General features: G+C 38.3%; 13 protein-coding genes. 8 read left to right on the forward strand and 5 right to left on the reverse strand.

The features are described from left to right. Positions 1 to 45: 45 nt before the first annotated feature. Positions 46 to 1,731 (reverse strand): dihydroxy-acid dehydratase, encoded by a 1,686-nt coding sequence (ilvD, locus tag SACI_RS08190; RefSeq protein ID WP_011278523.1) that lies wholly within the window; start codon positions 1,729 to 1,731, stop codon positions 46 to 48. 182 nt (positions 1,732 to 1,913) lie between these two features. Here ilvD and SACI_RS08195 point away from each other — a divergent pair, with 182 nt between their 5' ends. Further along, positions 1,914 to 2,114, forward strand: coding sequence for a hypothetical protein (locus tag SACI_RS08195; RefSeq protein WP_011278524.1), 201 nt, complete (start codon positions 1,914 to 1,916; stop codon positions 2,112 to 2,114). Further along, on the forward strand, positions 2,087 to 2,647 hold the full coding sequence (locus tag SACI_RS08200) for a hypothetical protein (RefSeq protein WP_011278525.1): 561 nt from the start codon (positions 2,087 to 2,089) through the stop codon (positions 2,645 to 2,647). The genes SACI_RS08195 and SACI_RS08200 overlap by 28 nt, the downstream gene beginning before the upstream one ends. Before the next feature lie 73 nt (positions 2,648 to 2,720). Here SACI_RS08200 and SACI_RS08205 read toward each other — a convergent pair whose 3' ends face one another. Then, positions 2,721 to 2,909 carry a hypothetical protein gene (locus tag SACI_RS08205; protein ID WP_015385663.1) on the reverse strand — a complete coding sequence of 63 codons (189 nt, stop codon included), beginning with the start codon at positions 2,907 to 2,909 and terminating at the stop codon, positions 2,721 to 2,723. 312 nt (positions 2,910 to 3,221) lie between these two features. Between SACI_RS08205 and SACI_RS08210 the strand changes: the two genes are divergently transcribed. Next, entirely contained in the window at positions 3,222 to 4,004 is a 783-nt protein-coding gene (locus SACI_RS08210; protein ID WP_011278526.1) for a dienelactone hydrolase family protein, read from the forward strand. A 131-nt stretch (positions 4,005 to 4,135) separates the two neighbouring features. Here the strand turns inward: SACI_RS08210 and SACI_RS08215 are convergent, their stop codons facing one another. Next, the gene (locus tag SACI_RS08215; RefSeq protein WP_011278528.1) at positions 4,136 to 4,801 is read right to left on the reverse strand and encodes a DUF72 domain-containing protein; all 666 of its coding nucleotides are present in this window, start codon (positions 4,799 to 4,801) and stop codon (positions 4,136 to 4,138) included. Positions 4,802 to 4,961: 160 nt separating this feature from the next. Here SACI_RS08215 and rnhA point away from each other — a divergent pair, with 160 nt between their 5' ends. The 5 genes from rnhA (at position 4,962) to SACI_RS08240 (ending at position 10,480) form a co-directional block, all read left to right on the forward strand. Continuing rightward, positions 4,962 to 5,408: a ribonuclease HI gene (gene rnhA / locus SACI_RS08220; RefSeq protein ID WP_011278529.1), complete on the forward strand. Its 447-nt coding sequence runs from the start codon at positions 4,962 to 4,964 to the stop codon at positions 5,406 to 5,408. A gap of 82 nt (positions 5,409 to 5,490) precedes the next feature. After that, entirely contained in the window at positions 5,491 to 6,051 is a 561-nt protein-coding gene (locus tag SACI_RS08225) for a flavin reductase family protein (RefSeq protein ID WP_011278530.1), read from the forward strand. A gap of 190 nt (positions 6,052 to 6,241) precedes the next feature. Continuing rightward, positions 6,242 to 7,174 (forward strand): hypothetical protein, encoded by a 933-nt coding sequence (locus SACI_RS08230; RefSeq protein ID WP_011278531.1) that lies wholly within the window; start codon positions 6,242 to 6,244, stop codon positions 7,172 to 7,174. Between the two features lie 195 nt (positions 7,175 to 7,369). Beyond that, positions 7,370 to 8,851, forward strand: coding sequence for a M61 family metallopeptidase (locus SACI_RS08235; RefSeq protein ID WP_011278532.1), 1,482 nt, complete (start codon positions 7,370 to 7,372; stop codon positions 8,849 to 8,851). Between the two features lie 189 nt (positions 8,852 to 9,040). Further along, positions 9,041 to 10,480, forward strand: coding sequence for an MFS transporter (locus SACI_RS08240; protein ID WP_015385665.1), 1,440 nt, complete (start codon positions 9,041 to 9,043; stop codon positions 10,478 to 10,480). A 153-nt stretch (positions 10,481 to 10,633) separates the two neighbouring features. On the opposite strand, the gene SACI_RS08245 is transcribed toward SACI_RS08240, so the two are convergent. Continuing rightward, entirely contained in the window at positions 10,634 to 11,623 is a 990-nt protein-coding gene (locus SACI_RS08245) for a CaiB/BaiF CoA transferase family protein (protein WP_011278534.1), read from the reverse strand. A gap of 190 nt (positions 11,624 to 11,813) precedes the next feature. Then, the gene (locus SACI_RS08250) at positions 11,814 to 12,632 is read right to left on the reverse strand and encodes a DUF1028 domain-containing protein (protein ID WP_011278535.1); all 819 of its coding nucleotides are present in this window, start codon (positions 12,630 to 12,632) and stop codon (positions 11,814 to 11,816) included. Positions 12,633 to 12,724: the final 92 nt, after the last annotated feature.

Here is a 12,724-nt window from a genome sequence, read left to right on the forward strand (position 1 = left end):
TCGCTTGATACCGAACAATCATAGCGTCAATAAAGTATAAAGTATTCACTTAATCACAGGTCTCGTTACAGCACCCATGGAAGATTGAGCTACCAACGACGCATATTTTGCCAGTAAACCAGACTTATACCTGGGTTCTGGTGGAGACCAATTGTTGAGCCTCCTTTTAATCTCAGCGTCAGATAGTTTTATATCAAGTCTTTCGTTTTCAACATCTATTACTATAACATCACCATCTTCCACAATTGCTATTGGTCCTCCTACCATAGCTTCAGGAGCTACATGACCCACCATAGGTCCTCTGGTAGCCCCTGAAAATCTACCATCCGTAACCATGGCAACATTACTTAATCCGGCACCAACTATCGCAGCAGTGACTCTCAACATTTCAGGCATACCAGGTCCACCTTTTGGTCCCTCATATCTTATGACAACGACCTCTCCGTCTTTTACTTCATTACTCTGAATACCCTTGAAGGCTTGCTCCTCTGAGTTGTAAACTTTAGCTTTGCCCTCAAACTTTGTAACATTTGTCGCTGCAACTTTTATAACAGCCCCCTCTGGTGCTAGACTTCCCTTAAGTATGACTATCCCTCCCCTTGGCTTTATGGGATTCTTGACATCCTTTACGATATGATTATGTGGAACATTTGGAATTCTGTACTCTTGGAGGTTTTGTTTCATTGTTTTGCCAGTAACAGTCAGTACGTCTCCATTGAGCAATCCTGCATCTAATAACTTCTTCATTACAAGGGGCACACCGCCCACTTCATCTAAATCTGCCATGACGTAGTCTCCACCAGGTTTCAAACTACCTATGTAAGGAGTCCTCTTTGAGATCCTATTGAAATCATCTAATGTTAGCTTCACTCCAGCCTCATAAGCTATTGCGAGTAAGTGAAGCACTGCGTTTGTTGACCCTCCCATTGCCATAAGAACTGCTATTGCATTTTCAAACGCCTCAAAAGTTAGTATATCCCTTGATTTAACTCCGTTCTCAAGTAGTCTACTCACTGCCTTTCCAGTCTCTCTGACATACATTATTCTTCTGGAAGAAGTGGCTGTCGGAGAGGCACTTCCCGGTAAAGCCATACCTAGTGCTTCAGACATAGAGCCCATTGTGTTTGCCGTAAACATACCTGAGCATGTACCTACAGTTGGATGGGCTCTCTTCTCTATTTCGTATAACTCATGTTCATCTATTTTACCTGCAATGAATGCACCTATGGCTTCATGGACGTCCTCTATTGTTAATCTCCTTCCGAGATAAAAGCCAGGCTCTGCTGATCCACCATAAATATAAATTGAGGGAACGTTAAGCCTAGCCATAGCCATTAGGATTCCTGGAGTTGTCTTATCACAACCTCCAATACCTATTAGTGCATCGAAGGCATGTGCGTTAAATTGAGCCTCCACCATGTCAGCTATTAGATCCCTGCTAACTAAGCTGTATCTCATTCCCTCAGTTCCCATACCTATATTGTCGTTGACAACTATAGTTGGAAAGGCTAGTGGTGTTAGTCCTCCTTCTTTTGCCCCTTCTTTAGCTACATGTGCTAAAGATAATGTGTGAAAGTTACATGGACCAGCTTCACTCCAGGCTGTAGCCACTGCAACAAGTGGTTTGTTTATTTCGCCATCTGTAAGACCTACAGATCTCAAAAAAGCCCTATGCGGTGCATTATATATACCGTGATATCTTAAAGGACTATTTAATTTACTTTCTGGCATAAACTATTGTTAAATCTCAGGAATATAAGCAGACATGTTTATATGTTAAGTGAGTGAAGGGAGGAGTAGTTTAAACATTGTAAATTATGGGAGTGGTAGTTTGCCTTCATGAGTTCAATTGAGGTAACATGTGACTTAAAACATAAGTCAAGTTTAATTAGAGGAAGACTTAAAATTGAATTGTGGATTCCAGAGTAATAATAAAGATCTTAGAGGATAGAGAGAGATACAGGAAGAGTAAAATGAGTGAGGCTGATCTAAAAAGACTGGCTGAACTAGCTAAAGAAAACATGGAATTGATGAAGAGATTGGAATGTTGGAAAGTAGTCGGTGATGTTATATATTACAGGAGTGGTTGCTTAGGGAACTTCTTTCAAGAATAAATGAGCTAAGAGGAAATGAAACTGATAGATTTCTAAAATTTTTAGCAATATTAAATACTCTGATTGAACAGAAGGAGTTAGGAAGAATAATCATTGTAGGTGGGTTTGCGTCTGAAATATATTCAGGGAGGAGTTATAGAACAGGAGACGTAGATATATTGGTAGAAGGAAGAGCAGAAGGTATCGTTAGAGACCTTTTACGTTCTATCTCTGACCTCGGCTTGAGAATATATCTTCCTAAAATTAGAGAGATATCGGAGAAAGGTATAGACATTGTAGGTAATACTTACGATAGGAAGAAACCTCCTATGAAAATCTATGTAGATTCCTACCATGTATATATTCTTCCACCTGAAGAAGTTATTCTCACGTACTTGGAGGCGTGGAAATACTGGTCAAGTACAGAGGACAGAAATAAGGCGGTACTTGTTTATTGCTCTCAGAGGGACATTCTCGATGAGGGTTATTTGAGGAGTGAAGCAAAAGACAGGAGAGTGGAGGATTATTTGGATAAAATAAGAGATTTTTGCTAGTCGTTAGTTTTACGACGTGGTGCTAAATCAAAAAAGAAATTTGACGTAGAAACTGAAAATGGGTAACTGATTTTTAAGGTGCGTAAGATGGAGGGAACTGTTGATAATATGGTGCTATTTCAGGTGCAAATATAGCCAATATCGCTAATGCCACTCCCATAACAGCTATTGCTCCCAGAATTACTGCTAGATCCACTTTCCAGTCACTGGATTTTACTTTAGACTCTTGTCCACCAACAGCCTTTATTATCCTACCAATCATTTTACCTCGCTCAAGTATATACTTTGTCTCCTAATATTTAAATTTTTGTATTTAGACTTATACTTCTATCCTAATATTTAAGCATAATTACATAGATATAAGCAATCTTTGAAAATTTATGAAAATTGAATTGGTCTCCTCTCAAACTATATCTACTCTAGTGGGTGGTTCTGTATATAATATACAAAACTGACCGTAAATTATTACTTTCAATTACATCTTCACAGCGTATTGTTGGGAAGCATTTAACCCTAAATAAGGTAATAAATTCCATAGATTAATTTTTAAATCCATTAATAGTAATGATACTTTATGGTTGAAAGTAAGGAAATATTTTTTGAATCGTATGATGGAGCCAAACTAAGAACATTTTTAGCAAGACCAGAAAGCCCAAAGCTGGCTGTAATTTTAATCCATGAGATATGGGGATTGAATGAGAATATAAAGGATATAGCAGTAAGACTAGCAAATGAGGGCTACCTAGCGTTTGCACCGCAATTATACACTAGGCAGGAAGACATCCTTTCCCCGTCAAACATAGAAAGGGTAATGTCAAAAGTCTGGAGTATTCCCCCTGAAAAGAGGTCAGACCCTAATGTTTACCAACAAGTTCTCTCATCTCTTGACGATAAGGGCAAAAGAGTAGTGGAAACTCTAGTTTTAAACAGGTCAAAATTTGAGGAGCAAATGATAAAAGATTTAGTAAAGACTTATGACTATCTCCACTCCCAAGGGTTTAACAAGATAGTAAGTATGGGCTTTTGTATGGGTGGAGGACTAGCATTTCAGTTAGCAACTGAGGTTCCCCTCGACGGAGCCATAGTATTTTATGGTAGAAATCCGCAACCTTTAGAAGCTATTCAGAAGTTGAAGGGAGCTGTTCTAGGACTTTATGCAGGAGAAGATCCACCAATAGACGCTGGGCTACCTGACTTGATCTCTGCGATGATTAAATACAAGAAGGATTTAGAGCTCAAGATATACCCTGGAGCATATCATGCGTTCTTTAACGACAGAGGTAGGGTGTATAATAAGGAAGCCTCAGAGGATGCATGGGAGAGGGTCAAAAACTTCCTTAGGAGGGTATCAAAATGAGTGAAAAACAGAATAAGGTAGACCCATGTTTTCTAGCATGGGTTTACTTATTGGAGAGGTTAGACAAGGAGGAAGGTACTGTTAAGCAAGAGGAGGCTAAGGCTAGTTCCAGATAAAGTGTTGCAAGGTGATCAACCACATTCTTTTTTCAATATCTCCATCATTTTTCGTCCGTTTTCTAACATCCAGAGGTCATTGTTGAAGAAGACATAAATCTTTTTGGGATGTAGAGCTAAGACTTCTTTTGCTATGTCTCTTAACTCTTCATCACTATAGTCATACTGGTACCAATTATCTGCCCCATGCATTCTTAAATATACAGTACCTTGAGGGGATATCTCAATGTATCTACCTATGGGAGAGTCTATTGAGACAACTACACAGTTTAAATCCAAATCTCTTTTGTACCACTCAGGGTCCCTAAACTCAACAGCCATTTTCTCTCCCACTGTTTCCTCAAACTTCTTTATTCTCTCAAGGTTTTCAGGGCTATATTTGAAACTTTGTGGTAATTGAAAGAGATAGAAGTCCACGTTTAACCCTGAAAATATTTCCTCAAATTTTTTCCACAATTCCGAGTCTTTCATACGGTTCACATGAGTGATCATCCTATTTACCTTTACACTCCACCTCAGGTTATACTTTTTCCATGAGTTCACTAGTTTAGGGCTGGGAAACCTGTAAAAGCTCATATTCAACTCGACGGCATTAAAACCTGTATTTCTGAAGTACCAGTCCAAGTTTCCTCCCTCATTCCAGCTGTAACTCCATCCCGAAGTACCAATGTAAATATCCATGTGAATTAATTACGCAATTCAAAATAATAATAAAACCTCTACAAAGTATTATTTGAATAAGAGGGCAAACGTAACTGTCTTAGAGATCATAAGTTATTTCCTATCCCACTTTGCTTAGGGAAGATAAGTTTTATAAAATACGTGTAAGTTTTCTAAGCCTATGAACATCGGATACTTTGATGGTTTATGTGAACCGAAAAATCCTGGAGGAATTGCAACATATGGCTTTGTGATTATTCTGGAGGACGGAAATACTGTCAAAGGATATGGTTTAGCCTCCAAGCCATTCTCAAAGGATTCCACAAACAATGTAGCTGAATATACTGGAATAATTTGTCTGATGCGTAAAATGATTGAACTGAAGTTGAGTAACCCAAAAATAAGGGGAGATTCTCAATTGGTAATAAGACAATTGAGGGGAGAGTACAAGGTAAAATCGTTGAGAATAAAGCCTCTTTATGAAAAGGCTTTGGAACTAGTAAGGCAACTTAACGCTGAGTTGGAGTGGGTTCCAAGAGAAGAGAATGAGGAGGCTGATCAGTTGAGTAGGGTAGCTTATGATCTCGTGAGACAGGGTAAATTAACCCAGATTGGTTGTATGCATTAGACACCACCTTGTAATATCTTAGTCCTTTAATTCACTCAGTGTAAAGTCAGCTTTAAATCCGTAACTGAGGCTCTATTATTTGATGACTTTTATACATTATGGAGGAAAATTCTATAGACTGGTACACCCTAGACCTACTGTTATTATAGGAACTCTGTGTGAAGACGGAAGAGTAAATCTTATGCCAGCTAGTTGGAATATGCCCATAAGTGAAGAGCCAGAAACAATAGGTGTATCAGTATACAAGGAGACCTTCACATACAGGTGTTTAAAGTTTCATCCTTACGCTACAATAAATGTTCCTGGACCAGAACTACTGGATCTCACTTACTCTCTAGGTTCGGTAAGCGGAAAGGATGTAGATAAGGTGAAGAAGTTCAATGTGGAGCTGGTGGAGAGCGAGAAGATAAATGTTCCTGGGATGGCTAAGGCTATAGCCATATATGAGACCAGGATATATAATCAGATAGATGTTGGTGAATGCACTCTATTCGTATTCGAGGTGTTAAAAAGTAAAGTTAGGGACGGCATTACCAATCAATCTGGACTGGATTTACGTAAGACTAACCTATTACTTCACGGCTCAGGTAAAATATTCCACTATGTGGATAAATCTATGTTATCTGCCAGGGAATTGGAGTAACCTCGCTTGTGGTATTTTAACTGGTGGAATTTCACTTCTATTTAAACTAGGACTGCCTTAAAGTAATATTTGTAGGTATTTGAATTGAGTATTGTAATAATCGGTTATTAATTTGATTTTAATTAATTCAAAAATAATTTTTATATTAGAACAATAGCTTATAAGATAGTAAGGAGAATATTATAATAAGTTGGACGTATGGTTTATACCTATATTACAAGTTCTGTTTTGGATAGTTTCAATTGGTTTAACTTCCACACTGCTAGCAAAGGCTACCATGGAAATTGAGAAGAAATTAGATAGTGGATTGACCGGTGGACTAATACTTGGGTTAATAAACAGTCTGCCTGAAACAATCATAATAACGGAAGCTGTCCTGTCTGGTGCAAATGAAGTAGCTGTAGGTTCCATAACGGGAAGCCTCTTATTCATATTTACGTTTGGTATAGGGTTGATCTCGGTCGTCTACTACTTTAGATACAAGTCTAAAACTATTCAAATAGGCGGGGATATCTCCAGCGAGTACACATCGTTACTTATAGCATTGGTAACGTTTACCCTAGTTCTGTTGGTATTCAGAAGTGTGAATTATTATGCGTCAATCCTGCTTTTGATACCTTATGTATATTACGTTTATAGGAGGTATAGGGGGAGAAGAGTATATGTGAGACGTGAGTTTAACGTAAGGAAAACAATTCTCCTCTTAAGTATAGGGGCTATGATGCTTTTTATGATATCAAACTTCTTTGTGAGTTCATTAGTTTCTCTGTCTACAGTTTTAAATATACCCACTGTTGTCCTGGCGTCAATTTTGGTTCCTATTGCGTCAGAACTTGGAGACGGATTTTTAGCATTAAGTCTATTGTATAACTCAGCTTCGAATGTCGATACTGTAATCACTAACTTTATGGGAGGAAAACTGGAGAACCTAACATTAATGTTGAGTATTCCTGGGTTCTACACTACAGTGAACCTGGTCTCAAACCACCTGGACATCATACTAATCCCCCTTTCGGTTTTATCATTACTCATGATTATTAGGGACAAGAACATCAAGATAAGTGAAGGTTTAGCTCTAATAACAATATATCCAATATTGATCCTGTTTTTACTGTTGAGGTAAAAGAGGGATCTAAGGCGTGAAAACGTTTCTAATCTAGTGGTGCCTATGGGATAACTATATGTTAGTATCATACGCTTCAAAGATAATTGACTGGTATTCTCGTTGTGTAATCCAATTACGTAGAGTCCAAAGATGACAAGTAAAGTGGAGGGCTAGTGAAAAAGTTTAAAGGAGCTCCCTAGCCTTATATATTTTATGAAGTTTATTGTAAAACCAAGGAATAGATATATAGAAGTTATAGCCCAAGGAAAAGAGGGTGTGGTAATTTTCCCTACTTATGTTCCTGGTTCTTATGTTATAAGGGAGCTGGAAAGAAACGTGGTTGAGATTGAAGGTTTTAGGATAACTAAGAACAAGTTTTATGTGAAGGAGAATTTCAAGTACCTAGTGTATGCCTCAAGCAGGGATCAGAGGGAGGCAATATCCACAAATGATTATCTATTCATAAATCCGCCAGCGGTCTTTCCATTCCAGAACATTTATGAAAAGTACTGTGTGAAGATTGAAACCAACTGGAAAGTTGCCACGACTCTCCAGGAAGAAAACGGTTATTATTGTGCGGACAACTACCATGAGTTTGCAGATTCGCCGATTGAGGCATCACCAGAACTCAAGGTTCTTCAGGTAGATGAAGGACATTATGTTTCCACTATAGACGATGTGGATTTAGCCATGTTGGGCAAAATAGTTAGTGAAGCTGATAAGGTGATTCAACCTAAGGATAAGTATATTTTCCACTTTAGGAGGAGTGATAGAAATTTTGGTGGTATTGAACACAAGAAGTCCACAGGAATAGTAGTATCGTGGGACAAGAAGGATCTTTCTATTCTGTTCGCCCATGAGTATTTCCATAGGCTTAATGTGAAGAAATTGGTTCCTAAAGACCTAAACCACAACTACGAAACTGAAGTTTACACAGATTTGTTATGGTTTGCGGAGGGATTTACAGACTATATGGCACACCTCATATGTCTCAGGGCTGGTCTAAACACTCCTGAGGAGATATTCAGGAGAATACTACAATCTCTGCATAATCTCACATTTCCTGGTGCAAAAAGGGTGAGTTTATCTGAAGCGTCTAAAACAGCCTGGATAAAGTATTATAAACAAGATGAGAATTTCCTAAATGCATCTATTTCGTATTATGATGGTGGACTGGCTCTAGGATTCTACGTTGATTTACGTTTAGCTGAAAGGGGAAACAGGATAGATGAGCTGTTTAAGACGTTGCCTGAAAGGTATACATTCAGAGATGTGGAAAAAACACTGGAGAGGTTAGGGTTTCATGAGTTAGAATTGGCAAATAAACCAGCTTACCAAATAGTAGAGGCTATAGGGAGGATAATAGACCTGCAGTTTGTTGATAAAGGTAAAAAGTACTACGGTCTGTCTTTAGATAATCAGAGAGTTAAGTTTGTTGAAGAGAATTCCCCGGCAGATTTAGCTGGTCTTATGCCCGAGGATCAGATCGTGGGTGTAGACGGTATATCCAAGCCCCTAGAAGTCAAGGATTACGTAAAATTACACGTAATAAGGGAAGGAAGACTAAAGCAAATTGAACTTAGAGCTGGTGAAAACCCAGGTCACTCATTAAAGGGTAAAATTGAGGGAGAACATGCTCGCAAAATCCTCTCCAGGGACGTGGTAGAGGCTGTATATAATTCAGTAATTATTTGAGAGAATTTTGGCTTCAAGACGTGGTGAGCAGGTCTTTATGCTTTTATTTAGTCTTTAATAGCCTCGGATTTTTTTATTTTAACTATTATATTTAAGCTATACTATTTTAATAAAAGAGTCAAAATATAAGTGAATATAACTTGATTATTAAAAATAATTCTTATAAATAATTAAGGCAAAAGCCCAATTATGACCAATAAAAATGTTTTGGACGAATATCTTGCAAGAATTGATAGATTACCAACCTGGGGACTATCTTACGTAATCCTATATGCAATAGGTTTCAGCTACTTTATAACCCTTTATGACGCCGTAGGCAACATAGGTGCAGCCTTACCATATATACCATTTCTCAACGCATCGACAGCCTCATTAATTGCTTCAATAGGATTATTTGGGTATATCCCAGGATCCTTAGGTTTAGGTTATTTGGCTGATAGAATTGGTAGGAAACCTGTGCTTATATTGACAGTTACCCTTACTGCCATAGGAAGCTTAGGAATGGCTCTCTCTGTAAACTTCCCTATGCTAGCGGTCTTCAGATTTATTGAAGGAGCTGGTATTGGTGGTGATTTAAACTTAGCAATGGTCTATGTAACAGAGTTTGCCCCGAGTGCTAAAAGAGGTAAATACGCTAATTACATTTATCTCTCAGGTTGGATCGCAGTTGGTGTAGGAGCTACTATAGCATCAGTGTTAGTGACCTCACTGCCTGGAATAGGTTGGAGATTAGCTTTTGGTATAGCTGCCATAATGGCGTTTGCTGCATTAGTACTTAGAGTGGCAGCACCAGAGACTGTTAGATTCCTTGTGAAAAAAGGTAAGATAGATGAGGCTGAAAAACTGGTCAGGAGTATGGAAGAGACAGCTATGGCTAGAGCTAAAGTTAGCTCTCTACCTGAACCAAAGATAATTCAATATAATACGCCAACTAAAACATGGTCAGTTTTAGGTAATAGAACATTTCTCAAGAGGCTAGTGGGTCTAGTGATTTTCTGGTTCTTTATCTACTTTGTCCAGTACACTTTTTCAACTTTGTGGGACTACTATGGATTAGCGTTAGGCATAACGGGATCCACATTTAACCAATATGTACTTTACACTGGGTTCGCTGCCTTGGGAGATACAGCTATGGCATTCCTCCTACTAGCCTTTATAGAGAAGACAGACAGGAGACTAATAACTCAAATTGGGTCGTTTGGTTGGCTGATAGGTACCATAGTTGCCGCTTATTTCGTTACACGTTTCGACCTATTGGGAATGGCATTAACACTAGGATTCATACTGAATGCAATAGGAGGAGGGATGTCATATCTAGCCGGTTATCTAATGTCCAGCGAGTCATTCCCAACATCAGCCAGGTCAACAGGGTTTGCTATCAGTGATGGATTGGGTCATATAGGTGGTGCGATAGGTCCATTGCTTCTGTTCCCACTAGTAGCATCATTTGGTCCAATTACTGCTTGGGGGTTAGAGGCGTTCCCTGTTGTTATAGCTGCAGTTATACTCTGGTTTACTGTACCTAAGACTGTAGGTGTCAGATTGGAGGAAATTAACGAGAATCTCCTATCTCCTCCACAAATGGCGAAGAGTAAAAGTACGGAAAGTAAAGAGAGAGGGACTTCCTGATCCCTAAATAATGTTTTTTGAAACAAAGATTTTTCCTACTTTTTTGTCTTATTTCTTTTCATCCTTCAATAAAATCGAGATAAATATGATTTAAGACATAAAAGTTAGAGGAGAAGAACATCGAATATCACATCTGTATATAAAAACACTAGTTCAAGTCAGAAAGTCCTTTTCTTGAATTAAGACAACACCGTCATGAGCTAACTCTTTTATTTTAGTCTCTGGTACTCCTAAAATTTTCAGAATCTCAAGAGTATTTTCTCCCCTTACTGGTCCTCTCTCATACTTAAATTCCCTCTTAACTTCTCCTAATCTTCTTACAGGATATATAGGCACGTCATACCTTTCAGCTATCTCCATAAGTTCCTTTGTAGTATAACTCTTCACTATCTCAGATACATCTTTAATTGCATTAGGATCAAACTGTCTGTTTATTAACTCTTCCCTTCCTACTGCATGTAAGAAGTTTACCCAGAATTTAGGTTCTAACGCACCTAGTGATATCTTCCCATCCTTAGACTCATACAAGTTATAACAGGGGTAATCACCATTAAGTACGCTTTTACCCTCAGTCAGAATGTTTATCACATTAAACAGTTTAGATGCTCCAGCCATTGATACGTCTACGAATCCGCCCTCATTCCTCCACATCTTATTGAGTATTCCTATGACAGCTAATAATGAACTACCTATATCAGCTACCTGGACTGGAAGTACTTTATCAATTCCTGCGTAAGCGTTACAATTAATATCATGGTTTGGCAATAATGGACCTTCATATCCATAGCCTGTTATGGAGCAATATATTAATTTCTCATTTAACACTCTAAGTGTATCATAATCTATCTTTAACCTCTTAACTACATCAGACCTGAAACTCTCTATCACTATCCTGCTCTTTCTAACTAGCTCGTAAAAGATCTCTCTCCCTCTGTCATCTTTCAAGTTTATGGATATACTTTTCTTTCCGTAGTTTAAGTAGTTGAAGACTTCAGGACTAGTCTCCCTCATGTAATCCCCTTTCTCTGTATCCTCTACTTTTATCACATTGAATCCTAAGTCGACTAGTAGCCTAGTTGCAACTCCACCCGGTAATAACCTAGTTAAATCAAGTACAGTTACGTTCCATGGTAGTTGTTCCATAAATACACTATTTAAATTATTAATTATAAAAATATAATGTACATGCACTGGTTAAATATCATGTGTTAGATCACGTATGTTAACCTCACTAGAAAATAGCATATAAGAGGGAGTTTTGGTCTGTGTACTCGAGGAAAAAAGGAGATCGATATGTATCTTTATGAGACCTAATAAGGGATCTAGTTGCTTATCATGTCCTTACTCCTGCTTGCTCAAACAGCACCTTAAGAACAGTCTTTCCTATTTTATCCCCAGAGAACTTAGCCTCAAAGTTATTTATCTCGACCCAACTCTTCAGGTCTTGATAACCCAACTTACTCAACGCACTATTGATTTTGTCTAAGTAATCGTATACACTCACCATCTCTTCCTCAAGGAAAGTCGCAATCCATAAATTCAACACTCTTTCCAACTCTACTAACGGTTCCTTACTGTCATCAACCCTTATATCAACATATTTTCCAACATTTGATGGTTCAAACTCGGTATTACTCTTAGTTGGTTTTCTTACAACTATAATTGCTGCACTCTGTCTTCCTCTCCTATCTCCTCCTTTGCTCTCTGCCATCTTCAATGCATTCAGTATTTTTTCATATATCCTTCCTCTCCCCTCTGCCTCCTTAGCCATAGCCTCTAGCACTTCCTCTCCTGCTAATATATTTCCTTGTACTGTGAAGTTATTACCAATTATATGACCTGCATATGGGTAACATTCTCTTCCAGTAAACGCATACGCATTCCCTTTACTATCAACCACACCTAATTGTCTTTTTTCTTTAAGCTGGTCTGCAGAAGTTAAACTATTCACCGTACTCCTTGCGTCATAACCCTTCTCTAGGAGTTCTAATCCTTTTTTACCATACTCTAGATTAGCTAGGGCTTGAGTTGCTATTGCCCCTACCTCTGGTTTCAACCAAGGGACAAAAGCACCCACTGCTAAGAACTTACTGGCAACACCTACTCCCCATGCTTCCTCGTTTGGGTCGTAAATTACTATTGAGTATGTCATATGTGTAATATATACTACTGAAGGTATTTTATAATTATATAATTCTCTTCCTAAGAACTATAATTTTAAATTCGCTTATAACGTAAGGGTGA

This window comes from Sulfolobus acidocaldarius DSM 639 (assembly GCF_000012285.1).
GTDB lineage: Archaea > Thermoproteota > Thermoprotei_A > Sulfolobales > Sulfolobaceae > Sulfolobus > Sulfolobus acidocaldarius.

What these genes read in the sequence shown, in the direction of transcription:
- SACI_RS08235 (WP_011278532.1), top strand. Translation starts at nt 7,370, where the DNA reads ATGAAGTTTATTGTAAAACCAAGGAATAGATATATAGAAGTTATAGCC.
- ilvD (WP_011278523.1), bottom strand. Translation starts at nt 1,731, where the DNA reads ATGCCAGAAAGTAAATTAAATAGTCCTTTAAGATATCACGGTATATAT.
- SACI_RS08215 (WP_011278528.1), bottom strand. Translation starts at nt 4,801, where the DNA reads ATGGATATTTACATTGGTACTTCGGGATGGAGTTACAGCTGGAATGAG.
- SACI_RS08210 (WP_011278526.1), top strand. Translation starts at nt 3,222, where the DNA reads ATGGTTGAAAGTAAGGAAATATTTTTTGAATCGTATGATGGAGCCAAA.
- SACI_RS08205 (WP_015385663.1), bottom strand. Translation starts at nt 2,909, where the DNA reads ATGATTGGTAGGATAATAAAGGCTGTTGGTGGACAAGAGTCTAAAGTA.
- SACI_RS08225 (WP_011278530.1), top strand. Translation starts at nt 5,491, where the DNA reads ATGACTTTTATACATTATGGAGGAAAATTCTATAGACTGGTACACCCT.
- SACI_RS08240 (WP_015385665.1), top strand. Translation starts at nt 9,041, where the DNA reads ATGACCAATAAAAATGTTTTGGACGAATATCTTGCAAGAATTGATAGA.
- SACI_RS08250 (WP_011278535.1), bottom strand. Translation starts at nt 12,632, where the DNA reads ATGACATACTCAATAGTAATTTACGACCCAAACGAGGAAGCATGGGGA.
- SACI_RS08245 (WP_011278534.1), bottom strand. Translation starts at nt 11,623, where the DNA reads ATGGAACAACTACCATGGAACGTAACTGTACTTGATTTAACTAGGTTA.
- rnhA (WP_011278529.1), top strand. Translation starts at nt 4,962, where the DNA reads ATGAACATCGGATACTTTGATGGTTTATGTGAACCGAAAAATCCTGGA.